The organism is Nocardia sp. NPDC050713 (assembly GCF_040654315.1).
Taxonomy (GTDB): Bacteria; Actinomycetota; Actinomycetes; order Mycobacteriales; family Mycobacteriaceae; genus Nocardia.
The window spans coordinates 1-24883 of record NZ_JBFAHS010000004.1; the positions used below are offsets into that span (position 1 = coordinate 1).

Below are 24883 nucleotides of genomic sequence, written 5' to 3' on the forward strand. Positions count from 1 at the left end.
CCTCAACGCTTTCGCCATCACCTTCGAAGGCCGGATCCACCCGACCGGGAACTAACCCACACCGAGGTCGGATCCGCCGTTAAACCGACAGTCCCTCCGATTGCGCGATAGGCGGCATGAGAGTGCGTTCATGGATGCTGAGCCGCGACGGCTGGCCACGATTGCCTGTGCGCCGCAACGAATTTTGGCATGCTGATGGATCATGGTCAGTGTTCTTGTCGCAGTCGTAGGAGTGTTGGGAACTGCGCTCGGAGCTTCGCTCACGGCCATCATTGCGGCCCGCACCGAGAACCGCCGGCAAGCCGCTTTGGAGCGGCAGCAGGCGCAGCAAGTTCTGACCCAACGGAACACTCAGGCACTCGAAGTACGGGTTGAACATCTCCGATGGCGACGTGAACGCCGTCAGTCCGCCTACCTCGACTTCCTTGATGCCGTCGACGCCGCAGACCGAGCCAATCAGCTGTACTTCCGCGACCGGGCCGCCGCGCCCGAACCTGTACCTCTTGAGCAAGCGCGGGTAGCGGAGGTCCGGCAACTGTTCAAAGACGCGGAACAGCGCGGAAACAGGGTCTTGCTCGAAGGTCCATCGAGTGTGGCCGAGGCAGCGCGCAAACTGATCGAAGTGCAGGCCGATTTGGTCCGAGAGGTTCGAGAATTTGGTCAGTCACACGCGGCTGCGGCAGAAGATGCTCATGAACGGGCCCGGGCGGCCGAAGCGACTGGACTGAGCTACATGGCCGCGCATCACGAGTTCATTGATGTGGCACGTGCGGCGCTGGACGAGGTAATCGACGGGAACTGACCAGGTCGACTCCGACTTGTAAACGGCGCCCTCTCTTCTCGATGCCAAGCAACTGACGATGGGGTGCGCTCACCGGCATGAGGGGGCGTCCCAGCGAGACGCCGAACCCGGTAGCGCGGCCGAGCGCTCAGCGGCATGAGAGTGTGTTGTGTCGGGGAGATCAGATACATTCCCGCGCATGGCATCCGTGTTGTCCCGAGCCGGGTTGTTCGTACCGGTCGTGTCGGTACGGGGCGCGACTAGTCCAGCTCTGAAGGAAGCATTCATTGCACGTCGACATCGAAGGCGCGGCTCGAACCGCGCGCATGGCCGCCGAGTTCGGCTGGACTTGGTACCTCGACAAGGATCTTCCCGGATTCTGTGATGTTGCGGGGTGGAGCCTTGGCGAATCCACCGAGTACCGCACGAACCTGCATACGGATCTGCGGCTGCAACGGCCTCATGCGTCGGTCACTCGACGGAAACGAATGTTCGACAAGATGTCAGTGCTCGTCAGCGACAAGATCGACTCTTCTGCTTCATGGGCACAAAGGCAGCGATCTCTGGTCGATGGCTTCGCAGCCCTTGGTAACGGACTGTTTCCGGTCATGGGCAGTCCCACCCGATTGGCGCCGGGCGAAGACGCGATGATGAGTTGGGAACATCCGCGCGTGTGGATCGAGCTGAAAGTTGTGTACGACACCGTCAACTTGAACCTCATCAGTCAGGAATGGCAAGCGACTGCGGATGCCGAAGCAAGATACGAGGCCGGTGACTGGTGAGCATTGGGAGTGCCGACATGAACGCGATGAGCCTCGATACCGCGTGGCGGGAGTTCTCCGCGGGGTTGGCGTTGGCCTTGTCGTGTATGCCCGCCGAGGCGTACTTGGTGCTCAACGCCTCTGATGGCCGGTATGCCCGCTTCTATGTGAGTACGCCCGTGTTGTGGTGCGAGATCGTTCACAATGAGCAACTCGCCGAAGAACGGCGGATGCCGGAGCGAGTCGAAGCACTTCTGCAGGAACAAGGTTGGGCCGGGCCGGTTGACGGGGAGTCGGTCAACTGGCATCGCTTGGTCGCCTGGCCCGTACCTTTCCGTGCCTACGAGATGGTCGCGGACCATGTATCGGTAGCGCTGTGTCAGGGTCTACGGGTGGCCGATTCGACCGAGTTCGACATCGATGCCTGGATCCAGGGCTCGAACGAGACCTTCAACATCGCGGCCTTGACGGCTGTCGTCGAGGACTGACCACGACAGCTGCAAGCAGACCGCGATTGCTGCGAAGGTTCAGCCGAAGCAACGAAAACGCACGCAACTCGGCAAGATGGTGCGTTCTGCCGACCCAGAGGAGTAGGTCGAGTTGATTTTCGATAGCTCAGCGCTGGCCGCTTCGGGCCGCGCGGAACGCGGCATTGCGGTGCGTTCGTGACGTCGCTCTGCGTCCGCTCACAACGCCTTGGCTCATCGAGACCACTCAGGTTGCTGCGCATGCCCATTGGCCTTCCACGTATTGTGCGCCAGTCTCTAGTGTCGATATTGCCGCCAAGGCGTTCTGCCGAGGAACGCTTGCTCCGGAAGTCAGAGACGTGGAATCAGGTGTGGGCCACAGCTCCTCGCACGGCCGACAGGTGCGCGCTTGTTGTTACTCAGTTCCCTTCGGCGGCGCGCCGATTCCATGTCTCGGTTTCATCAGCCCGTCCCACTCGATCAAGGTAATACCGAGGGCGCGCACCGCTTGTGGAAGTCCCGCATCGGCAGCGCGCTGTATTCAAGCTTCCACTTCGTCAGGTTAACTTCGCAGAATGGCAACTTCCGCGAGACTGAGCATTGCATTCGGTTCGCCCGCGTCAGCGGCGTGACGATACCAAGTTCAGCCTCGTCGGTTTCTCCGCGGGCGTGAAGAGAGCGGCCAAAGTTGCACGCCGCGGCGAGGTGGCCGGCTTCGGCCGCACGGCGGTACCAGGTTTCCGCCTCATCAACTTCACCTCGATCGGTAAGCATTTAATGAGTGGCGCTGGCTCCGTACTCCTTGCGACTGGCAGAATGCAGCCGATTGACAGTTGTGGGAGCACCCTGTCAAGCAATCGCTCCGCTATACAGCCTCGTGTAGGTTGCGTCAGTCGATCAGGTGGGCGTAGGACGCGCGGTCGAAACGCAGCTGAAGTACATCCGACTGATCTCGGCGGCGATGGTTGGCACCGTACCGTTGTGGGGCCAGCCGAGCCGCGCCTAGGACGCAGCCTCGGCGGACAGGCGATCCAGGAGTTGCTGCACCGCGACGTGTTGGATTTGAAGTCGAGCTGACCGAGGTTGCCATTCAGGTCGTGTCTGCCGCAACGCCCTGTCGATCGCTTTGCTTGCCAGTTTTAGTGACGTATGGAGGTACGACCATCCTCCGACAAGTTGCAGGATTCGGTCGATTGCCTGTTCGGCGTCCGAGAATCGGCCGAGATGAAGGTACGCAATGGCGTCGAAGTGGTCGTACATGACCTGCTCGTCGGCAGAAGGCTCCGAACCCCGCATCTGATGTACGAGTTCGAGAACCGCGGCGAACTCACCCCGGACGACAAGCTCTTGCAGTCTCGCAATCTGCGCGGCCTCCGGAACCGCCGAAACACGCTGACGGCGAGCGATTTCTCCGAACTTGTCAATGAGGTCCTGCTTGCGCTCGATATGTGACCGGCCGATGGACTGCGCGGCTTGGATCGCTAGCCGGACCACCAGATCACCGCGTTCCGGTCCGCCTACCGCATCGAATTTGATCAACTCCGCCAGCGCCCGATCGGCCCACATCGCGCAGCGCTGTTGGCTCAGGCTGCCCAGCACGGTGTCTGCGAGTGCCGCGCACGCCGCCGTAGCGGCAAGGTGCTGAGCACCACGGCTCAAGGTCAGATCGCTGACCTCGTCGAGCGCGAGCTCGATCTCGCTCACACTCTCGTCGTAGTGACCATGGGATGCGTGCGTGGTTGCGATCTCGTGTCGGAGAAACAACCTCGCACATCGAAATACATAGACCCTCCCGGGGTCAGCAGTGCTGGGAAGCGGAACTGTCGAAACAAGCTCCAAAATCCACCGTGCGTGCACCATAAGCTGTTCCAAGGCGAAGAACTGACGCTTGAGACGGAGTGCCCCGATCCATCCCATCGTGCAGGTCATCAGGAGCCCAAGCAGATCCACCACGTACTCGTTCGGCGCGCTTCGCCGGTGGATCTCCCGGAGGATCTCGTGAACGAGTGGGTGGATATTAATGGTGTCGCTGGCCGGATTGACGACCACAGATGAGTCCGCATAGTGGCGTCGCTTCGCGATCGATTGAGTCCGGAGATTGGTGAGCACCCCGTTGCGGCGTGCTTGATCGGCGATTTCCGGTATAGGGGGATCCAGCAGGTTGATCGTCGTCGTCTCGGACACGGTCTGCAGGAGTAGGTTCACCGGGATGAGCTCAGGTGCCATGAAAGCCGCGTGGTAGATCAACGCTCGTGTCTCACTCCTGCGCTCGGGGCTGGAGTCGACCCCCAACTGCGCGACAGCGAACCGGATCGCCGCGAACGCGGACTTGTCGTACCCCTCGGGCACCGCCGTCGCTTCGGACAGCGCGTCGAGTCGTGCGAAATATTGTCCCGACAGCTGGGAGACGTCCTCCTCCGCATTACGGAAGTACGACGCCGCCATCGCGATCGCCAAAGGCACCCGGCCGAGCCGCTCGACGATCTCGATAATCGCGGGCCTGTGGGTATCCGACTCGAGCTGAGCGAAGGCCTCGAAGCAGGCGACTGCTTCCTCTTGCGTAAATGCCTCGATCTGCAGTTGCGTTGCTGCGCTCCACCATCCGATGCTGTTGGTAGACGTGACGATGACGAACCCGCATCCACTCGACGGGATATACGGCTCTATTTCCTGCCGTGCGAGAGCACCGTCGAAGACCAGAACGAACGGACCACCGAGGCGGGCCATCTCGGATCGAAAGGTTGCCGCGACATCTTCGATCCCTTCCACGTCGACTCCCAGAGTGACAAGGATACTCTTAGCCTTGGCTTCCACCAGTCCCTGTGTGCGGCAGTCGATCCAGCAGACGTGCTCGTAGAAATGCCGATTCAGGTGACAGAAATCGGCGGCGATCGTGCTCTTACCGAACCCTGTCACACCGGTCAGCACAGCAGCGCGCGGACGCCGTGACGCGACGCTGTCGGTGAACAGGGCAGTGAGCTCCATTAACTCAGATGCCCGAGCCACAGGGGATACCAGGCGTGGAACCTCGAGCAACGGCACACCCCAGTCGAAGCGGCGCAGCGCGTGCGCAACCTGTGCGTCCGGGATGCATAGCAGATCGACGATGTCAGCGCCGCTGATCCGCCGTGCGGCTAGGTCCGCGGCTGAATCAAACACAGCGTCCATAAGCAGCGCGGCGAGCAACCCGGCACTACTCTCGCCTTGGCCAAGGGCGCTGTCGCGTCGAATCCCACGGATCAAAGCCAGAATCGATTCCTTGATTGCCGCAGTGCCGCGACCATCCCGCATGACCATCCTGCGCGGCGACGGCGCGCCCTGTGTGAGTTCTGAGGCTGTGACAGGGTAGATCAGTCTGCCCTCCGCCGAGATCGACGCTGCGCCGCAGGCGCCGACGAGTTTCGGCGCCAACGGCCTGTTCGTCAGGACGGCTGCCTCCTCCCCCTCGCTGCCCATTCTGGTGAAGATCTTTTCGACGTCGGCATATCCGAGTGTGTTCGACTCGGACGGCACCACGGACGATTTGACCTGCACATGGCGTTCGACTCGTCCATCGCGCTCGATCGCAAAGTCGATGACGTCGTCGTCGTTGCCAACACCGATGTCGTGTCGTGTCGGCTCTACGATCAGAACGAGAGCACCCGGGTCACCCGAGTTGTCGGTCACGGTGCGAAGGAACTCTTCGACCGTGACAAGATATTGGAATCGGAATCCAAACGCCGCGACAGCGCCACCGTCACTCGTCACTTTGCCTCCGTCTCCCCGGATATGTCCGCACCTTCGATTACGCCCCAACTCACCTATATGGTGCGACCGTGCGTTTGCCCCTCCGTCGCTGACAGGCACCAGGACGTTACGCGCCCACCACGCCTCGGTCGCAGCACACACCCACCGCAGATGGCCAAAAGTCTGCAAGTGGCCGTTCGCGAATTGCGAAGTGGCGCTTGTCCGAACCGCATGGTGTCCACTGCCGGTACCGAAGCGGTGCAGCCGTTAAGGACCGCGGGTACCTGACCGGTTTTCGGGGCCCCAGACCCGCACAGTCCCGTCGTGACCACCCGTGATCTCGACTGGTCAGCCGTCGACGCCAGACGCCACGCATGCGGACACATCAAGGAGTGCGTAACCAAGATGTCACCCCGAGGAGTGGTACCACCTCCACACTCCTATGGCCGTAGCTGGGACAATCCCTAAGGGGTGCCGGACATCACCCGTGATCGCAACACCCCGCTACCCACATCAGGCGAGCCGCTGTTTTCGGGCGGGCGGTTGTCGGCATAAGAGCTCACCGAGATGAGGTCATCGCGCGCAGACAGGTCATCCCAGGACAAGCCAAGGCAGTCTGCTGGCTGCGCCATCACCGCGGCTCGGTGGACGCCTTCCGGACGAAGAACTCCTCCGGCCAGAAGGTGTCTGCCAACGTCAGCTGATCGAACAGAACGCAGACGGTTCCAGGTTTGTCTTCGGAATCCCAGACAGCCGACACGTTCCGGCCCCGTTCGTTCCCATAGCGGCTCAGCCAGTAGATTCTGTCGCCCGGCCTGAGCTCGAATGCGCTGACCAACTGTCGGCTCGACGTCATGCGAGTACTCGGTTGTCCGACCCGCGCATCGAAACCGTATTCCCCGGTCGGCCGGGGGCATCGCCAGACGATCCGGAACTGCTCGTCGATCGGCAGGGCAGGTAAACCCACGTGCACTTCTTTGACCAGGTAGAACGTGACGAGACGGCGCGCCTTGTCCGACATCTCGTTCCACGGTTTCGAGAGCGCCTCGGCATTTGCGTCAGCATCCGACTCCAACTTCGTGGCGGTGGCAGCCAGATCGTGGTCGGTCGCGGTTTCGGTGCGGAGTGCCTGGATCGACCGATGCAACGCATCGGGTTCGACCCGAAGACGGTGTTCAATTCGCCTGGCCACGTAGTTGTCACGTGCGTCGATGTTGGTGTGAAGCGACGGTTTGTCGACGGCAGGTTTGCGAGCCCACTGAGCGGCGTCGAAACAGGCCGCCAGCCACTGCGCCTCGGCCTTGCTCAGCATCTTGTCCGCCACTACGGACATGCCGGGAAGAAGACCTGGTCGGCCGTTGGGATGGAAGTGCTCAGGGCCGATGTGCTGCGGATACCAGTCGAGGTCGCTGTGGAGCAAAGTCGCGAATCCCTCAACTCGGCGCTGCCAAAAGATCAAATCCTCGCCAAACACGTTCACGTGGTGCTGCACGATGTCCGATGGACCGAACTCGACGCCCGCCATCTCACCCAACTGGGCCTGGATGATCCGGTTGCCCCGATAGCGGCTCAGGTAGGCTCTGACCTCGGAAACGAAGTCAGCTATGGATTCGTCATCCAACACCTGGTCCGAGTTGATAGTGATCGTCTTGAGCATTTCACCTTCGCGCCTTGCCAATAGCAGTTGCTTGGTGGCATTGGCCCAGTAGAGACCGTCGGTGTCCGGATCATGCACAACGCAGAGCACTGGGATGTTGCCATCGGCCCAGGTGCCGCCGTGGTCGCCGATCGGCACGGCGTACCCGTCGGACCTGCGCCACGAACGGCCGCCCTTGACCTGAATCTTGACCAGGTCGCCGGTGACCTCACCATCCTCGGTGAGCGTGACGTGTTGGTCCTCGCCGAAGTCGTTCTGGCCATCGACCTCCTGAACGATGTGATTGTGTCGCTCCAGCAGCGTCCGCAGCGCGTTGACCGCCGCACGACTATGTTTGCGAGCATCAGGCACCTTCGGCAACGAACCCTCCGGATCATGGTGCGCGGTGACCACATGGTCCGCGACTGGTTGGGCGCGTTCGGAGGATAACGGCTAGGGGACCTATCGAGGAGTGTGCAGCGGACATCTCCCCCGTATTAGTACGCATGCCTCTGCACCCCCACGGGCGAAGTGGGCGTGCGATCCGATAGCGCCTGTGGACCGTTAGGACCATGGGCCACTGTCTTCGAACTTTACGTGTTCAGGTAGGCGTGGATACGTTCGCGGTCGTCGGCAGTCGCCGGAAGCTGAACGACAAGCAGCAGTTCCGGTTCTCGATCAGCCGCAGCTGGAATAGTTCCAAGTCGAGCGACCCTACCTCGGGGTGGTCGATGCCGATGGTGGTGGGCTGGAAGTCCTGTACCGGATATTCCGACCACCAGGTGCGGAATTCCGTGCTGGCGTCGCTCAATTCGGTCACTACCCGGGTCAGGCGTGGGTCGCCGGGACTGTTACCCAGCAGCACCCGGAACTGGCTGATGATCGCGCGTGCGGCGGCTTCCCAGCGTTGCATCATGGCACGGTTACGTTCGTCGGTGTACATCCACCACAACAGATTCCGGCGCTCGGGCGCCAGCGCGGCCGGGTCGGTCCTGATCCGGCTGAACGCACCGTTCCACACGACGTAATCCAACCGAGCATCGTGCACCACGGCCAGGGTCGGAAACATCGAGTCGACCAACCGTTGCAAACGCGCGATCTCATCCCCCCACCTGATATTCCACCACCGGATCGGCAAGACCCGCCAGCCTGCGCAACTGCCTGTGCTGGACCGGTTCCAGAAGCAACGCCCGCGCCAGCGCGTCCACCACCTGCGGGCTGGCCGCGATCTTGCGGCCTTGCTCCAGCCACGTATACCAAGTGAGACTTACCCCGGCCAACTCAGCAACTTCTTCACGACGCAGGCCCGGGGTTCGTCTGCGCCCCGGAATCAAATCCCCAGGCAGACCAACATCAAAAGGCTGCAAGCGACAGCGGTGTGCCCTGAGAAAGTCGCCGAGCTCGGCCGGATGCTCGTCGGTCATCGAGCCCCCTCGAAGGGTTCACTCAGTCGGACAGTAGGAGTGTGTAACCGATACCTCACCCCGGCCAGCTGGGCGACTTCCTCGCGACGCAGACCCTGCACCCGGCGTACCCCGGCTGTTCTGCCGATCTGCCCGCTCCCGTCGAGGAGCTGCCGGTCGATCAGTAGCAGCGGCAGATCGACCTGAACGTGACCGGCCTGATGAATGCCATCGGCGCGTTCCTACCGCAGTTGATCGCCGCGGCCGCGGACAAGGGCGTGGCCGACCTGGTCAACACGTCCTCGATCGCCGCGCAGAACCTGTTCCCGACTTTCGCGGTGTATTCGGGCACCAAGGCCTACGTGACGCACCTGTCGCGGACCCTGCACGCACGATCATGCCGACCCCCAGCCAGCGTAAGCGAATCATCCGCGAGGGCGGGTTCGCCCACCTCGCGCAACCGGGCCGCGGTGACGGGCGTCCCTCTGGTTTCACGCGACGCCTCGTCGTCGGCTAAAACGCTTGCTGGGAGTCAATTCCAGGTGTTCCTGGGCGGCTCGGCCGAGTTGCTGCGCGTCGAGGCGGTTTGGTGGACCGGGCCGTTCAGGAGCTGGCGTGCTTGCGGCGCTGCCGAAGAGCGCGCATAGACACCTGCGATCCGCATCCCGGACTGCAGTAGCGCGCCGCCCGGTTGCGGGTGCGATCGATGAAGCCGAAGTGGCACGGCGGATTGCAGCATGCCTTGAGCCGCATCCAGTCCCCGCGCTGCGCCATCTCGGTCACCGCGGCCAGAACGGCACCCAAAACGCCAGGGACACCGGTCGATCCGGCGACGAGCTGTGCCGTTTCCGCGGTGACGACCGTTGTGAGCGGATAGCGCACACCGGCCTGCAGCAGATACCGTTCCGCCTCGGCGACCTGGGCGTCACCGACATCTGGATCACCCGAGTGTGTCAGCAGCACCGTGACCAATGCGTCGCGAAGCTCCCGCGCAGCCGCCGCGTCGGAGTCGGTCACCACGATGGCGGCGTCGAGCAGGCCGTGCACGATCGCCCAGTCCGCGAATCCCGAAGCAGTGCCGAAGTTCTCGACACGCCCCGCGCCGTCGGCTCTGGTGTTGACGAACTGCAACACCAGAGCAGCGACATCCTCGTTCCACTTCGGTGCCTCACGCGTCGCCTCCACTCCCCCACGATACCAACGCGACAAGCGGCTAACCCAGTTGATCACAACAGTTGCACTGAAACTACTTGAAACGTTGCGGGCTAAGCCGTTACGCTCGCAACATGACAAATGCTGGAAAACACTCCCCGATCTGGTTCATCACCGGCGCCTCCTCGGGCATCGGACGCGAGCTCGCAGTTCAGGCGCTAACGGCCGGAGAAACTGTGGTCGCGGTGGCTCGACACACCGAAACCCTCGGTGACTTGGGAGAACCCGACAGACTGCTCACGATCGAGGCAGACGTGCGCGACGAAACAGCCGTGGCAAAGGCGGTCGAGCAGAGCGTGGCTCGCTTCGGCCGCATCGACATCGTCGCCAACCTTGCCGGCTACGGACTCTTCGGGGCGGTCGAGGAAGCAGCCGACACGCAGGCACGGGCGATCTTCGACACCAACGTCTTCGGCGTACTCAACGTGCTGCGCGCGACGCTGCCGGTGCTGCGGCGCCAGCGGTCCGGGCACATCCTGCAGGGCTCGTCCTACTACGGTCAGACCGCAGATCCAGGCGTCGGGCTGCTCGCAGCCACCAAGTACGCCGTCGAAGGGCTCTCCGACGCGCTCGCAATCGAAGTGGCGCCCCTCGGAATCCGCGTGACTCTCGTTCAGCCCGGCCTCACCGCAACACCTTTCCTGTCCAACCTCGACACCGCTACAGCAACCCACGCCGACTACGACCAGACAGTGCGCGCCCTACTGCAGGCGATCCAAGCGCTGCCTGCCTCGGCGTTCTCCGGCGTCGATCGCGTGGCCGCCGCCATCCGCACAGCCGTGGCCGGCGACAACCCGCCCCGCCGCCTCGCCCTGGGCATCGCCGGCGCCGACAGTATGCGCGCCGCGCTCACCGCACGCCTCGCCGAACTCGACGAATGGGCCACCCTCACTAACCTGGTCGACGCCGGGCCCGGCGTTCACGTCCACACCGGGTAGACAACCCCCGCGGGCTGTCGCAGGATGCCGATGTGGTCGGCGAAGTAGCCGGTCAGCCCCAGTCCCATAGGGCCGGCGGCATGAGCCGCTGCGCATAGAGCCCGGAGCGGCCTCCGCGTGGGGCGGGGTTGCGAACCCCGCCCCACTCGCGGCACCCCGCAGGGCGCGGGCAGTGAGCCTGCGCGGGCTCGGCACTGACATCACCATCTGGCACAGCCAGAGGCCAATGTCTCTCGACCACACACTGCGAAGGTATGTCGCACAACACCCACCACGCCCGGAATCCACTGACCGACTTCCTACATCGCCGCGAGGGCGATGATGACCAGGCGGTCTGGTCTCTCAACCTCAGCGCCGCGGGCGAGGTCCGTGCTCCTGCGCCAGGCCGAGAGTATCGGGGAATATCGCCCTGCAAGCCTCGGATCGGGACCGGAGCCGGTAGGCCTATTGCAGCGCAACGTATTTGGTCTCGAGGTATTCGTCGATGCCTTCGCTGCCGGCTTCCCGGCCGAGGCCGGATTGTTTGATTCCGCCGAACGGGGCAGCGACGTCGGAGATGATCCCGCGGTTCACGCCGACCATACCGGCTTCGATTGCCTCCGACACTCGCAGCGCCCGGTGCAGGTCACGGGTGTAAATGTAGGCAGCCAAGCCGTATTCGGTGTTGTTGGCGGCGGCGATGCCCTGGTCCTCGTCGTCGAAGCCGGTGATAGCGGCGACCGGTCCGAATACCTCTTCACGCAGAACGCGCGCATCGGCGCTGACGTCGGTCAGCACGGTCGGGAGGTAGAAGTAGCCGTCGCCGTCGGCGTAGGCGCCGCCGGTGGTGATCACCGCGCCCTTGGTGACGGCGTCGATCACCAGTTCGTCGACCGCGTGTCGCTGCTTTTCGGTGATCAACGGGCCGACTTGCACGCCGTCGAGGTGGCCAGGGCCGACGGTGAGCCCACGCATGCGTTCGGTGAGGCGGGCAGTGAATTCGTCGCGGACCGCGTTGTCGACATGGAAGCGGTTCGCGGCGGTACATGCCTGCCCGGTGTTTCGCATCTTGGCGGCCATCGCGCCCTCGACTGCGGCGTCGATATCGGCGTCGGCGAACACAACGAACGGCGCATTGCCGCCGAGTTCCATCGAGGTGCGCAGTACCGAGGTGGCCGCGCCGGCGAGCAGGTGTTTGCCCACTGCGGTGGATCCGGTGAAGGTGAGCTTGCGCAGCCGCGAGTCGGCCAGCATCGGGTCGGTCAGTTGCGCTGGTCGCGAGGTCGGCAGGATCGACAGGACACCGGGCGGCAGACCGGCCTCGGCGAGAATCTGGCCGAGCAGCAGCATGGTCAACGGCGTTTCGGAGGCGGGTTTGACCACCATCGCGCAGCCGGCAGCGAGCGCGGGGCCGATCTTGCGGGTGCCCATAGCCAAGGGGAAGTTCCACGGTGTGATCGCCAAGGTCGGGCCGACGGGCTGTTTGGTCACCAGGATTCGCCCGTTCCCCGATGGGGAGGGCGTGTAGCGGCCGTTGATCCGAACGGCTTCCTCTGCGAACCAGCGCAGGAAGTCACCGCCGTAGCCGACCTCGGCGTAGCTATCGGGTAGTGGCTTGCCCATTTCCAGGGTCATCAGCAGTGCGAAGTCGTGTCGGCGTGCTGTCACCAGTTCCCATGCTCGGTACAGGATTCCCGCGCGGCGGCGTGGCGGGGTCGCGGCCCACGCCGGTTGGGTGGTGGCCGCGATGGTCAGGGCCTGCGCGCCGTCGGCTGGGTCGGCGTCAGCTACCTCGACGAGAACCTTTCCGGTGGCCGGGTTGTGGACCGGGAACCTCGACCCGCTGGAGGCCGGAACTTGGTGCCCGCCGATCCACAGGTCGGTCGGCAGCGCGGCCAGGAGGGCGTCGATGTCGGTCATCGGCAGCCTGCCGCTGCGCGCAGGATATCGTCGAGCACGGTGATGGCCTCGTCGAGCAGGTCGTCGCTGATCACCAGGGGCGGCAGCAACCGGATCACGTTGGAGTGGGTGCCGCAGGTCAGCAGAACCACGCCCTGGGCGAGGGATTCGGCCGCGATCCATTTGGTGAGGTCGGGGTCTGGATCGGTGGTTCCGGGGTGGACGATCTCGATGGCCAGCATCGCGCCGCGGCCGCGAACGTCGCCGATAACTCCGGTCCGAACGGCCGATTCCTGCAAACGTGGCTTGATCGCGTGCTCGATCGCCCGCGCCCGGGCCGGCAGGTCGAGATCGTGCATCGTGTGCAAGGTGGCCAGCGCGGCCGCGCAGGACACCGGGTTGCCGCCGTAGGTGCCGCCGAGCCCGCCCGGGTGTACCGCATCCAGGAGTTCGGCGCGGCCGGTGATCGCGGCCAGGGGCATACCGCCTGCTATGCCCTTGGCCATCGTGATGATGTCGGGCTCGATCTGCTCATGCTCACTGGCGAACCAGGCGCCGGTGCGTGCGAAACCGGTTTGCACCTCGTCGGCGATGAACACCACACCGTGCTGCTTGGCCCAATCCGCCAGCGCGGGAAGAAAACCCGGGGCCGGTGTGATGAAGCCGCCTTCGCCCTGGATCGGTTCGATGATGATCGCTGCCAGCGATTCGGCGCCGATCTGCTTGTCGATCTGCTCGATGGCGCGGCGTGCGGCGAGGTCCCCGGTCAGCCCATCGCGGTAGGGATACGAGGCCGGCATCCGGTAGACCTCGGGCGCGAACGGCCCGAACTGGGCCTTGTAGGGCATCGACTTCGCGGTCAGTGCCATGGTCAGGTTGGTGCGGCCGTGGTAGGCGTGGTCAAAGGCGACGACCGCGGTCTTGCCGGTGGCCAGCCGCGCCACCTTGACGGCATTTTCCACGGCCTCGGCGCCGGAGTTGAACAGGACCGTGCGCTTGTCGTATGCGCCAGGGGTCAGGGCCGCGAGCTGTTCGGCGACCTCGATGTAACCCTCGTACGGGGTGACCATGAAGCAGGTGTGGGTGAAGCGGCGGGCCTGCTCGGCCACCGCGGCGGCTACCTCCGGGTTGGCGGCGCCGACGGTTGTCACCGCGATCCCCGAGCCGAGGTCGATGAAGGAGTTGCCGTCGACGTCGACGATCACCCCGCCATCGGCGTCGGCGGCATACACCGGCGCCGCGGAACCGACCCCGGCCGCGACGGCTTGGCCGCGCCGCCGTGCCAGTGCGGCAGAACGCGGCCCAGGCAACGCAGTGACAATAGAGCGCTGTTGCGCGAGACGATAGGCGATATCGGTCATCAGATAACTCCAGGTGAATGGATCGGAGGGCGCCGCGGCGCTGCGCGGCACTGGTCTGTCCTCGCCTCGGAACCTGCACATGGTTCGCGCGGGGACGGTCCGGCGCCGGATACCGGGGTGTCTCAGGTGCCGGGGTTCGAAAATTGCTCCACACCAATGTGATTCGAGTGGTTCGTGGAGTAAGCCCTGCCCTGGAGTTGCCTGCGCAGCGGACGCCACGGGGGCCGGGCTGTCCAGGTGTCAGTGGAGGGTGCTCATCACATGCTTGATCCGGGTGTACTCCTCGACGCTGTAGGCGGAGAGGTCTTTGCCGTATCCGGAGTATTTGAATCCCCCGTGGGGCATTTCGGCGACCAGCGGGATGTGGCAGTTCACCCATACCGCGCCGAAGTCCAGTGCCCGGGTGAGTCGTTCGACGGTGCCGTGGTCGCGAGTCCACACGCTCGACGCCAGGCCGTAGTGCACGTCGTTGGCGTAGTCGATGGCCTGGGACTCGGTGGCGAAGGACTGCACGGTCAGCACCGGCCCGAAGGTCTCCTGCTGCACGATCTCGTCGTGCTGATCGACACCGGTGATGATGGTGGGTTCGAGGAAGTAGCCCTGGTCTCCCACACGTTTGCCGCCGGTGACGATCCGGGCGTGCGACGGCAGCGCATCGAGTTTGTCGGTGACCGTGGTGAAGTGGTCAATGTTGTTCAACGGGCCGTAGAAGGCATTCGGGTCCTCGGGCAGTCCCGGCCGCAGGGTCTCCGCCTTCTTCACCAGCGTCTCGACGAGCTGATCGTGGACGCTGTGGTGGACCAGGACCCGGGCTGCGGCGGTGCAGTCCTGTCCGGCGTTGAAGAAGGCCGCTTCGGCGATGCCGGCTGCCGCCTTGTCGATGTCGGCGTCGGCGAACACCACCGCTGGTGCGTTGCCGCCGAGTTCGAGGTGTACGCGTTTGACCTGCTCTGCCGCCGCGGCCGCGACAGCGACCCCGGCCCGCACCGATCCGGTGATCGAGACCAGGCCGAGAGCGGGACACGACACCAGTGCCGCGCCTGTGCTGCGGTCACCGAGTACCACATTGAATACCCCGTCGGGCAGGATGTCTTTGCTCAGCCGGGCGAGGACCAGGGTGCTTTCGGGTGTGGTGTCGCTGGGTTTGAGGACGACGGTGTTGCCGGCGGCCAGGGCCGGTCCGATCTTCCAGATCGCCATCATGAACGGGTAGTTCCAGGGCGTCACCTGCCCGACCACCCCGATCGGTTCCCGCCGCACGTAGGAGGTGAATCCCTCCATGTACTCCCCGGCGGCTTTTCCCTCGAGCAATCTGGCAGCTCCGGCGAAGAAGCGCAGCTGGTCGGCGGCCACTGCCACCTCCTCGGTCGCGATGACCGCCCGCGGCTGACCGGTGTTGCGGCACTGCGCTTCGACGATGTCGTCGCTGTGCGCCTCGATCGCGTCGGCCAGTTTCAACAGCACCGCCTGCCGGAAGGCCGGGGTGGTTTTACCCCAGGTGAGAAACGCTCGTGACGCGGCGGCGACCGCTGCCTCGACATCCTCACGAGTCGAGATCGGTGCTCGGCCCACCACCCGCTCGTCCACCGGATCGACAAGGTCCATCGCCTCGGTGGACACCGAGGCCACGAACGAGCCATCGATGTAGTTGCGCAACAGCGCGATCGACATGATTCCCTCTCAGTGTTGTGCAGTGGTAGCCGGGATCGCGGGCGAGGTCGGCGTGTTCTGCGACAGTGCGCGGCCGACGTCTTCGGCCGCTCGCTGTCCCGCACTCACCGCGCCGTCGATGTAGCCCTGGTTCACGACGGCGGTCTCGGTGCCGGCCCAGTGGATGCGCCCGACCGGTCGGCGGTCGGCGTCTGTGTACTGGGTGATCACACCGGGCGGGCGGGAGCTGACACACCCACTGATCCACGGTTCGTGCGTCCAGTCCTTCTCCAGATAGGCCCTCGGGTGGGCCGCCTCGGGCCCGAACAGGGTCTGCAGGTCGGCCAGGAACATCGCGCGGCGCACCTCCGAGTTATCGAGGATCTCATCGCTCCAGTGCAGGCCGTATCCGGATCCGGCGGTGCCGATGAAAGTGAGCAGGATCCCGACGCTGCCGTCGGGCGGGGAGTTGTCGACGACGTAGTTGGCGACCCGCAGGTCGGTGATGGCCTGGCCGTTGAATCCTTGGTCCCGCCAGAACGGCCGATCGTAGATGGCGAACAGTTTGCTCTCGGTGCCGTTGCACCAGCGACGCTGCAGCATGGCCCGGCGCGTGGGCAGGTCCGGCGCGAACCGGATGCGGTTGGCGTCCGAGGGGGCCATCGCGACAATCACCTGGTCGGCTCGAACGTCGACACGTGCGGAGGACACCAGAACCCCGGTGCTGTCCTGGGTGATCTGCGAGACCGGCGAATCGAGTACGACCTTTCCGGGCAGGGCTTCGGCCATGCGCAGCGAGATCAGCTGGGTGCCGCCCACCACCCGGGATTCCTGAGCGCCGCCGGTGATGTTGACCAGGTGTTCGATCCCGCCACAGCCGGCGATGCGGGCCAGCTGCACCAGCAGGGAGGTGCTGTGCAGGTCTTCGCCGTCGGTGACGGTGAAGGCCAGCTTGAACAGCAGCCGGACTTCCTTGGTGAAGGAGTTCGCGTCGATCCACTGGCCGAAGGTGATGCTGTCCCAGTGGCGGGCCTCGGGGGCGTTCCATGGCGCTTCGAGTGGGACGGTTTTCGCCATCCGCTCGAGACGCAGCTGCATCTGGGCGTAGTCGGCCAGCACCATCGGGTTCAACGGCGGGATCGTGCCCTCGTACAGCTTCTTCTTGCCTTTACGCAGATAGATCGACTTGCCCTCGACGTAGGTCTTGAACGTGTCGAGGCCGAGTTCGTCCAGCAGCGCCAGCACGTGGTCCTGGCCGGGTCCGACCCACTGCCCGCCGCCCTCGGTGATCACCCCGGGGGCGACATCGAGGTTGAGGGTGCGGCCGCCGACCCGGTCACTGGCTTCGAGCACGACGACGGAATGTCCGGCTTGGTGGAGTCGGCGGGCTGCGGTGAGACCCGATACCCCGGCACCGACGATGACGACGTCGGCTGTCAGTTGCTCGCTCATGGTGTGACTCCTTTGTCTATCGGAAGCGTGGAGTGCGCCGGAGCCTGTGCGGCCGGCGGAATACTGTCAGCGCACGCGGCGGTCGAGGAGGTCGGAGAATCGATCGAGCCTCCACGCCGCACGAACTGCCGTTGGGCTGGAAGCAGGCGAGGGAGCGAACCGTGGCCGGGCGCGCCACACTGCCTGGAGGTCGTCGGAAACCTCGTCGCCGCAGAGCCGGTCGGCGAGCAGGCTTCCCAGGTAGGGGCCCTGTGCCAGCCCGTGACCGTTGCATGCGACGGCGTAGTAGATGTTCTTGTCGGCTTCGCCGGCGACCGGGAACCACGATGCCGTCATCGCGATCCACCCGCCCCAGGCACGCTGTGGCGCCACATCGTGCAACGTTGGGAAACGAGCACGGAATCCGCGTACCAGATCGGCAACCACGCCGGGGTCCGGAGTGCGGGCGCCGAGAACGCCACGGGCGGTTTCGGGTTGGCGGACACCAAAGATGATCGTGTTGCGCGGGGTGATACGAAAGCTCTCGAGGACGAGGTGGTGGGTTGAGATTCCGACCCTGCTCGTCCACCCGGTCTCGCGCAGCCGTTCGGGGTCGATCGGTTCGGTCTCGACGAGGGTGACCCACAGCGGCGCGGTCATGTTCCGGGGCGAGATGGCCAGGTCCCGGGAATGAGCGTTGTTGGCTATCACCAGGCGCTCGGCGTGGACACGCCCCCTCGCGGTGGTGACCGTAACGCCTGTGCTCGTGGGCTGGATCGATCCGACCGGGCTGTGTTCGAAGACTTTGGCCTGTGAGTTCAGGAGTGCGCTTCGGAGGCCTCGCGCGTATTTGCCGGGGTTGAGGAGTCCGCCCGGGCGCTCGTAGATGCCGCCGAGAAAGGCTGTTGGTAGACCGAACTCTTTGCCGTCGACGAATTCGGCGTCGGCTCCAGCGTTGGCGAGGATCTGGGCGTTCCATCGTGATCGCTTGAGCTGTCCCCGGGTGACGGCGGCGATCACGTTCCCGGTTCGTTCGTAGTCACAGTCGATGCCGAGCCGATCGATCAGCCCGTCGGAATAGTTGACGGAGCCGTCGGCGAACTGGATGACCCGGCGCAGGCGCCAGGGATGCATGGCAGCAAGCATCTGTGCGTCACCGGCCAGGGTATTGGTCAGGTATCCGGCATTGCGTGAGGCCGCTCCCCACCCGCAGAATTCCGATTCCAGCAGTGCGACGTCGACGCCGCGCTCGGCGAGGCGCAAGGCGGTAGCCATACCTAGATACCCGCCGCCGACGACCACGACGTCCGCGGTGATCCCGCCTTCCAACGGTGGGGCGAAGTCGGTAGGCCGTTCGATCCAGCCGCTGAACGAGGAGTACTCGATCCCGTTGTCGGCGCGGGTATCGGTGGTCTTGTTCATCGGTTTCCTCCAGATCGCCTTGTGGCAGTGGTGCGTCGACGACGCTGTGGTGGCTTCCGTGTGGCGCAGTGCTTGTCGATGTGCGCGGCGATGCGCTCGACGATCAAGTCGGCCAGCGAGTCCGGGATGTGGTGGCCCATTCCCGCGATGACGAGATGGCGGGAGTCGGGAATGGCGGCCGCGGTCGCCTCGCCCCCGGAGGGGTCGACGAGGGGGTCACGTTCGCCGTTGATGACGAGCGTGGGCACCTGGATCGTGCGCAGCTCGGCGGTGCGGTCGCCGGACGCCAGGATGGCCTGTAGCTGGCGTTGCATCCCGGCAGCGCCGTCACCGGCTGTTCTGTCCCATTGGGTAGCTGCATGCTCGGCCTCGGCGAACTCATCAATGGGATACCCCGCGCCCGCCAAGTTGGCGGTCAGGCGAAGGTGCGCCTTGATCGCCTGCGGTTTCGTCTTCGGCGACTGAGTGGCAAGGATGAAGGTCGTCTTCAGCGATGCTCGCCCGACCGCCGGGTTGCCCGTTGTCGAGTAGATCGAGGTCAATGACGCTGCGTGCGTGGGAAATGCGGCGGCGACCGTCTGCGCGATCATGCCTCCCATCGATCGCCCGACCAGATGAGCCGGACCGACACCGAGGTGCTCGATCAGGTATGCGCAGTCGGTGGCGCAATCGGTAAGGGTGTAGGCATCCGAGCGGGGGCGCGACGAGGCCAGCCGCAGGACCCCCGGGGCGGGATCGGAGACGAAGGTCGACCGACCGCTGTCCCGGTTGTCCGTCCGGATGACGAGGAAGCCGCGGGACACGAGCGCTGTCACGAACTGCTGGGACCACATGGTCAGGTCTTCACCGAGACCACCGAGGAGCAGGACCGCGGGTTGGCCTGGCTGACCGTCGACGCGATAGCAGACACGGATGCCGCTGGGCAGACGTGTGAACTGATCCGTGCTCACCTCGGACTGGTCAGACATTGCCGGATTCCTGTGCCGCGCCGGTCAGTTGCCCGAGAGTGGATGTGTCGCCAGCGAAGGGCTGGTCGGTGCTGGCGCTGAGGTGCAAGCTTTCGTCGAACAGCGCACCCCGCAGCAGTTTGGCGTCTTCGGGGTAGGACAGTCCCATCCGCCAGGGCAGCTCGGTTCCTTGACGGGGCACGGTGTGCTGGGACCGCAGTACGTAGCCGGCACTGATGTCGAGCACAGGCCGGGTCTGCATGCCGGGCTCGGCCACCGCGACCGCGGTGTCGTAACCGTGGCTGTCCATGTGCGCGAGCAGGTCGCAGAAGTAGCGGCACATGAGGCTGATCTTCAGCGTCCACGACGAGGTCGTGTACCCGACCGCGATCGCCCAGTTGGGGACGCCGGAGAGCAGCATGCCGCGGTAGGCGATCGATTCGGCGAGGTTGACCGGAGTGCCGTCGACCTGCAAGTCCATGCCCCCGAGTAGCTGCAGGTTCAGCCCCGTCGCGGTGACGATGACGTCGGCGGGCAGCTCACGACCGGATTCGAGCAGGATGCCGGTCTGGGTGAATCGCACGACCTTGTCGGTGACCACCGAGGCATCACCCTTGCGGATCGCGGCGAAGAAGTCGCCGTCAGGTGCCAGACACAGCCGCTGGTCCCACGGATCGTAGGGCGGGTTGAAATGGGTGTCGACGTCGAAACCCTTCGGCAGCAGGCGCATGTTGACGCGGCGGATCAGCGCACGCCCGGCCCGGGGGAACATGCGCAGGCCCTTCACAACCCCACGGTCGAGCCAGATGTTCTTGAACCGGGTCAGCGCGTAGCCGCGCTGCTCCCCGAACAGCTTGGTCAGTGTCAGCGCCAGCGAGTCCACCCGGGGCAGCGACATCACGTAGGTCGGGGTGCGCTGGAGCATGGTCACGTGCTCGGCCGCGCCCGGGCCCGCGGCCATCGACGGGACGAGCGTGATCGCGGTGGCGCCGCTACCGATCACTACCACTTTCTTGCCGGCGTAGTCGTAGCCCTCCGGCCAGTGCTGGGGATGGAGGATGTCGCCGCCGAAGTCGTCACGGCCCTCGAAATGCGGGGTGAAGCCTTCGTCGTAGCGGTAGTAGCCGGTCGCGGCAAAGACCCAGTTCGCCTTGATCTGCTGGTGGGTGATCGAGTGGTCGCCATTGTCGATCCGGACCCGCAGTGTCCAGGCCGCCTCGGTCGTGGACCAGTCGGCCGAGGTCACTCGGTGTCGGAAGCGGATCAGCTTCTGGAGATCGTTCTCCTGCACGGTTTCGCGCAGGTAGTCGCGGATGAGTGGGGCGTCCGCGATCGCGGCCCTGTCCTTCCACGGCTTGAATTCGTAGCCGAAGGTGTGCAGATCCGAATCAGATCGAATACCGGGGTAGCGGAACAGATCCCACGTGCCACCGATATTGTCGCGGCTTTCCAGCACGACGACGCGTTTGTTCGGGAATGCTTTCGTGACGTAGCGGGCGGCGCCGATTCCCGAGATTCCGGCACCGATGATCACGATGTCGAACTCTTCGTTGACGATCGTCGACGTGTTCATCACATTCACCCCATTTTCCGTTGGTTAGGCGTTAACCCACCTTCCCCGCGGCTCTGCGTCGCCAACTACAGCGCCGTGCCCCCACCTGAGACCTGGACAGGTGCACAGTGCACACCGTTGGTGGGTGCGTGGTGGGTCTCACCGGACGGAACTGGGAGCCGGGACCGTCATGACCGAGTCGTCGGCCGCCGCTCAGCGGAGTAGGCCGCGCGAGGGTGGTGCGGTGTCGCATCGGCGATGGATGAAGGTGCACCGCACCGCCGTTCCGCACCGCGAATGCACGTTCACCGGGAAAGGATTTGCAGGTGTCGGCGAAATCCGGCCGTTCGTGCGAATGGAGCCGGCAACCGACTCCTCGGGCACCGACCTCACCTACGTCACCTACGGGGTCATCGATCGAGCTTTCCTACGGCCGGTTCACCCCGATCGTCGCGAGGCTGCTGCGGCGCGTGCTCGCCACCGAATTCACGACCTCACTGGCTAACCTCGAAAGGCTTGCCGGCCGCCACGCGGCTCACAACGCTGGTCGTTTCTAGCTCCGGCAGCAACATGGTCAACGGTCGTCGCGCAGCTGCAGATACATCAGTGCGGCGACCACACTGGTGGCGTTGTCGACCAGTGGTTTCGGCAACAGCCGGTCGACGCGGGCCAGTCGGCGCTCGATGGTATTGCGGTGGGTGAACAGGCGCTCGGCCGTGCTGGTGGCGTTGAAGCGCTCTTGCACATAGGTCAGGGCTGTCTCCCGCAGCACGGTGTCGGCGGTCGCGAATTCGCCGAGGGTGTCGGTGACGAACTGTTCGCCTTGGGCCATGTCGGCAGACAGGGCCGCAATGAGCTGGATGTCTTCGTAGCGTACGACCTGGCGCGCCGAACCCAGCCGTGCCAGGACTCGCTGTGCGGTGGCCGCATCCAGGTGGGTGCGGCGAAAGCCCTCGATGTCACGTCCGGGTCGGCCCAACGCCACCCGTACACCGGACAGTGCTTTCAGCTTCGGTTGCAGCATCGACGTCGGTGGGACCTGATCGGTGGGAATCCACAACCAGAGCGCATTCGTGCTCGCCACCAACGTCAAACGCCGACTGGCGCCGCAGGCCCGCATCACGTGCTCGGCCGCCGCCTCGAGCACCTCGGAGCGTTCGGTGGAGTCCACCCAGACGATGGCGGCCACATGGGTGCCGGTGAGGGCATAGCCCAGGCGCGCCTCAGCGCGCGCACGACTGATCGGGGCGCCTTCGATCAACAGCTGCGCGGTGGCGTGCCGTTCGGCGTGGGCGCTGCGGGCGAGGTCGGTGCGTTCGGCTTCGACATATTCGGCCAGAGCGGCCATCGAGTCATCGACGAAGGTGATGATCGAATACCCCGATACCTTCAAGGTCTCACGCAGCAGTTCGTGATCACTGGTCGCGGCGAAACACTCGTCGGTCCACCGTTTCCACGAGATCCGCTGGCCGGCACGCCACGATCCCAGATCGCTGGTGTCCAGCCCTCGCCGCACGAGGTCACGGGCGAAATTCAGAGTCTCTGGATCCTCGCACGGCGGAACGCGCCGGCCAGGGTTCTGGATGGTCGCCGTGAGCCAGTGGATGAGATACGTCTTGTGCATGCGCCGGTCCCCTGCGGCGAGCACCGGGTCCTCGACGACGAACTGGTATTGGGTTCTGAGCTGGGAGGCGGAGAAGACTTCGTCGACGAGCTCCTCGGTGGTGGGCAGGATTCGTTCGGCAACGCCGCGCATCAGCGCACACACCCGCTCGCTCGGCGTGGGCCATAGTTCCTCCATGGGTGCACTGTTCACCATTGGTGGCTCGATTGCACCCGACTCTCCGAGAACCGCCACGACGGCCTCAACTCCCCCGCTGTGGCGATTGTCGGCAACGGCGGGCCTGTGCAATGCCCACGTTTCGGTCTCGGGTGGACGGGTCCCGGCTGGGAAGCTGTCTGCACGCCCGCCTGCCATGCTTCGCGCCATCGACGGCATCTACCGCTCGCCCCCAGAATTCAGGCGCGCCGTGACGCGTGCCGGGAGGCGTCTGTCGATGATCAGCGTGCGGATCTCGGCGAGGCTCAGGCACGGGCCGTCTGGACCGGGTTTGCCCATGACAGCGAGAAGGACCGGCAATTCGCTGTCCATCAACGTGGGTCGATGCGGCGGCAGCGACCGGCGGCTCGGCGAAGTTGGCGTCCATCATGATGCGGATCTGATCAGCACCCAGTCCTCGCTCGCTGGTATCGGTGTCGGGTCGACACAGTCGACGGCGAATTCCTCGAACCGCTCGAGTTCAGATCCGAGCCGCGGAATCGGCATATCCGGGATGTCACCTTGCCCACTCCGAAACAGGTTGTCGAACATGATGGCGCTCCTTCGCATTCCCCCGGTGGTTCGTGGTGGCGCAGCGTCTGCCAGTTTTCGGGCAGGTCGATACCACCGGCTACGAGGAGGTGCACCGTCTTCCTAGGCGAGGCGGTGCACGCTGCACACTCCACTCCCATAGGTGGGTGCTGTTGTAGTCCCTCAGCCTTCGACGGCGTCCTGGCCAGGGAGCAGGAGTTGGCGCAGGGCGTGGCCGGCGGACAGGTCGGCGAGGGCGTCGGCGGCTTCCGACAACGGCCGACGGGCGGAGATCATCGAGGCTAGATCGAGGCGGCCTGCCATCATCTCGTCCACCAGTTCCGGGATGTCTCGGTGCGGGATGGACGAGCCGTAATTGCAGCCGAGGATGCGCTGGTCGGCTTCGGCGAGCGCGAGTGGATCGAAGGTCGCGTATTCGCCTTGGGCGGGAAGGCCGACGATCACGGCCGCGCCGCCGAGCCCGAGTGCGGCGATGGCCTGCTCGGTGGTGCGGATCTTGCCGATCGCGTCGAACACGTAGTCGTAGCCGTCGGGTACGGCCGAACGGAGCGCGGCGACCACGTCGGGCACCGCGGCGGCATCGACGGTGTCGGTCGCTCCGAGCGTGACGGCCAGTTCGAGCTTGTCGGCCACGACGTCGACCGCGACGATGCGGGTTGCTCCCGCGAGTCGCGCACCCTGGATGCACGCCAGACCGACTCCGCCGCAGCCGATCACGGCGACGGTGGACTCCGGACGGACCGCCGCGGTGTTGCGGACCGCACCGACACCGGTAGCGATGGCGCAGCCGATGATCGCGACGTCATCGAGTGGGGCGTCGTCGCGAATCTTGATCGCGCCGGACGCCGGGACCACTACTTCCTCGGCGAACGAGGACACTCCGAGATAGTGGTGGATGGGGCCGGTCGCGTCCGACAAGCGGGTCGTGCCGTCGTAGAGCACCCCGCCGGGCGCGACGATAGTCGCCACCAGCGCGCACTGCGCGGGTCGTCCGGCGCGGCAGGTGCGGCAGTGCCCGCAGCCGGGCACCCACGACAGCACGACGTGGTCGCCGATCTCGAGGTCATCGACCCCATCACCGACCGCGGTCACGATCCCTGATCCTTCGTGCCCCAGGACAACCGGCTGTGGCACCTGCCATGCGCCAGCAGTGACGTGCAGGTCGGAGTGACAGACCCCGGCCGCGACGATCCGGACCTGCACTTCGCCGGGACCCGGGGGCGCCAGATCGACGTCCCTGAGCGTGATCTTGCCGTCGTCGTCGAGGACGACGGCGCGGATGAGAGTCGGCTGAAAGTTGGTGGTGTCGTGAGTAGGCATGTGGTGGTTCCTGATTCGTTGAGCTGT

At 64.8% G+C, this 24883-nt stretch carries 21 protein-coding genes; 5 read left to right on the forward strand and 16 right to left on the reverse strand.

Annotated elements, in window-relative coordinates; all coding sequences use genetic code 11:
- The first annotated feature begins 202 nt into the window (after nt 1-202).
- From AB0H49_RS09065 to AB0H49_RS09075, 3 genes are all read left to right on the forward strand, one after another.
- The gene (locus AB0H49_RS09065) at nt 203-802 is read left to right on the forward strand and encodes a hypothetical protein (protein WP_357249073.1); all 600 of its coding nucleotides are present in this window, start codon (nt 203-205) and stop codon (nt 800-802) included.
- Nucleotides 803-1068: 266 nt separating this feature from the next.
- On the forward strand, nt 1069-1563 hold the full coding sequence (locus tag AB0H49_RS09070) for a DUF6301 family protein (RefSeq protein WP_357249076.1): 495 nt from the start codon (nt 1069-1071) through the stop codon (nt 1561-1563).
- A gap of 17 nt (nt 1564-1580) precedes the next feature.
- Nucleotides 1581-2030 (forward strand): hypothetical protein, encoded by a 450-nt coding sequence (locus tag AB0H49_RS09075; protein WP_357249080.1) that lies wholly within the window; start codon nt 1581-1583, stop codon nt 2028-2030.
- A 459-nt stretch (nt 2031-2489) separates the two neighbouring features.
- Here AB0H49_RS09075 and AB0H49_RS09080 read toward each other — a convergent pair whose 3' ends face one another.
- The 5 genes from AB0H49_RS09080 to AB0H49_RS09100 all read right to left on the reverse strand — a co-directional run bounded on the left by AB0H49_RS09080 (nt 2490) and on the right by AB0H49_RS09100 (nt 8795).
- Nucleotides 2490-2783, reverse strand: a complete 294-nt coding sequence (locus AB0H49_RS09080; RefSeq protein WP_357249083.1) for a hypothetical protein — start codon at nt 2781-2783, stop codon at nt 2490-2492.
- Nucleotides 2784-3011: 228 nt separating this feature from the next.
- The gene (locus AB0H49_RS09085; RefSeq protein ID WP_357249085.1) at nt 3012-5756 is read right to left on the reverse strand and encodes an ATP-binding protein; all 2745 of its coding nucleotides are present in this window, start codon (nt 5754-5756) and stop codon (nt 3012-3014) included.
- Between the two features lie 610 nt (nt 5757-6366).
- Entirely contained in the window at nt 6367-7785 is a 1419-nt protein-coding gene (locus AB0H49_RS09090) for a DUF4365 domain-containing protein (RefSeq protein ID WP_357249088.1), read from the reverse strand.
- A gap of 187 nt (nt 7786-7972) precedes the next feature.
- Nucleotides 7973-8509 (reverse strand): hypothetical protein, encoded by a 537-nt coding sequence (locus AB0H49_RS09095; RefSeq protein ID WP_357249091.1) that lies wholly within the window; start codon nt 8507-8509, stop codon nt 7973-7975.
- A complete protein-coding gene (locus AB0H49_RS09100; protein ID WP_357249093.1) occupies nt 8472-8795 on the reverse strand; it encodes a helix-turn-helix transcriptional regulator in 324 nt (107 codons plus the stop codon). Before AB0H49_RS09100 ends, AB0H49_RS09095 begins: the two co-directional genes overlap by 38 nt.
- 182 nt (nt 8796-8977) lie before the next feature.
- On the opposite strand from AB0H49_RS09100, the gene AB0H49_RS09105 reads away from it, so the two are divergent.
- A complete protein-coding gene (locus AB0H49_RS09105) occupies nt 8978-9421 on the forward strand; it encodes an SDR family NAD(P)-dependent oxidoreductase (RefSeq protein ID WP_357250049.1) in 444 nt (147 codons plus the stop codon).
- Here AB0H49_RS09105 and AB0H49_RS09110 read toward each other — a convergent pair.
- On the reverse strand, nt 9378-9959 hold the full coding sequence (locus tag AB0H49_RS09110) for a CGNR zinc finger domain-containing protein (RefSeq protein ID WP_357249096.1): 582 nt from the start codon (nt 9957-9959) through the stop codon (nt 9378-9380). The genes AB0H49_RS09105 and AB0H49_RS09110 overlap by 44 nt on opposite strands.
- Before the next feature lie 101 nt (nt 9960-10060).
- Here AB0H49_RS09110 and AB0H49_RS09115 point away from each other — a divergent pair, with 101 nt between their 5' ends.
- A complete protein-coding gene (locus tag AB0H49_RS09115; RefSeq protein ID WP_357249099.1) occupies nt 10061-10924 on the forward strand; it encodes an SDR family NAD(P)-dependent oxidoreductase in 864 nt (287 codons plus the stop codon).
- A gap of 444 nt (nt 10925-11368) precedes the next feature.
- On the opposite strand, the gene AB0H49_RS09120 is transcribed toward AB0H49_RS09115, so the two are convergent.
- The 10 genes from AB0H49_RS09120 to AB0H49_RS09165 form a co-directional block, all read right to left on the reverse strand.
- Nucleotides 11369-12823 carry an NAD-dependent succinate-semialdehyde dehydrogenase gene (locus AB0H49_RS09120; RefSeq protein WP_357249102.1) on the reverse strand — a complete coding sequence of 485 codons (1455 nt, stop codon included), beginning with the start codon at nt 12821-12823 and terminating at the stop codon, nt 11369-11371.
- Entirely contained in the window at nt 12820-14163 is a 1344-nt protein-coding gene (gene gabT / locus AB0H49_RS09125; protein ID WP_357249105.1) for a 4-aminobutyrate--2-oxoglutarate transaminase, read from the reverse strand. The genes AB0H49_RS09120 and gabT overlap by 4 nt, the downstream gene beginning before the upstream one ends.
- A 240-nt stretch (nt 14164-14403) precedes the next feature.
- On the reverse strand, nt 14404-15834 hold the full coding sequence (locus tag AB0H49_RS09130) for an aminobutyraldehyde dehydrogenase (RefSeq protein WP_357249108.1): 1431 nt from the start codon (nt 15832-15834) through the stop codon (nt 14404-14406).
- Between the two features lie 9 nt (nt 15835-15843).
- Entirely contained in the window at nt 15844-17265 is a 1422-nt protein-coding gene (locus AB0H49_RS09135; protein WP_357249111.1) for an FAD-dependent oxidoreductase, read from the reverse strand.
- Nucleotides 17266-17331: 66 nt separating this feature from the next.
- Entirely contained in the window at nt 17332-18666 is a 1335-nt protein-coding gene (locus AB0H49_RS09140; protein ID WP_357249114.1) for an FAD-binding oxidoreductase, read from the reverse strand.
- Nucleotides 18663-19634 carry an alpha/beta hydrolase gene (locus AB0H49_RS09145; protein WP_357249117.1) on the reverse strand — a complete coding sequence of 324 codons (972 nt, stop codon included), beginning with the start codon at nt 19632-19634 and terminating at the stop codon, nt 18663-18665. The genes AB0H49_RS09140 and AB0H49_RS09145 overlap by 4 nt, the downstream gene beginning before the upstream one ends.
- Nucleotides 19627-21186: an NAD(P)/FAD-dependent oxidoreductase gene (locus tag AB0H49_RS09150; RefSeq protein WP_357249120.1), complete on the reverse strand. Its 1560-nt coding sequence runs from the start codon at nt 21184-21186 to the stop codon at nt 19627-19629. Before AB0H49_RS09150 ends, AB0H49_RS09145 begins: the two co-directional genes overlap by 8 nt.
- A gap of 553 nt (nt 21187-21739) precedes the next feature.
- Complete coding sequence (locus AB0H49_RS09155) at nt 21740-22921, reverse strand: helix-turn-helix domain-containing protein (RefSeq protein WP_357249123.1); 1182 nt, start codon at nt 22919-22921, stop codon at nt 21740-21742.
- A 450-nt stretch (nt 22922-23371) separates the two neighbouring features.
- Nucleotides 23372-23536 carry a hypothetical protein gene (locus tag AB0H49_RS09160; protein WP_357249126.1) on the reverse strand — a complete coding sequence of 55 codons (165 nt, stop codon included), beginning with the start codon at nt 23534-23536 and terminating at the stop codon, nt 23372-23374.
- A 162-nt stretch (nt 23537-23698) separates the two neighbouring features.
- Nucleotides 23699-24856 carry a Zn-dependent alcohol dehydrogenase gene (locus AB0H49_RS09165; protein WP_357249129.1) on the reverse strand — a complete coding sequence of 386 codons (1158 nt, stop codon included), beginning with the start codon at nt 24854-24856 and terminating at the stop codon, nt 23699-23701.
- Nucleotides 24857-24883 lie beyond the last annotated feature (27 nt).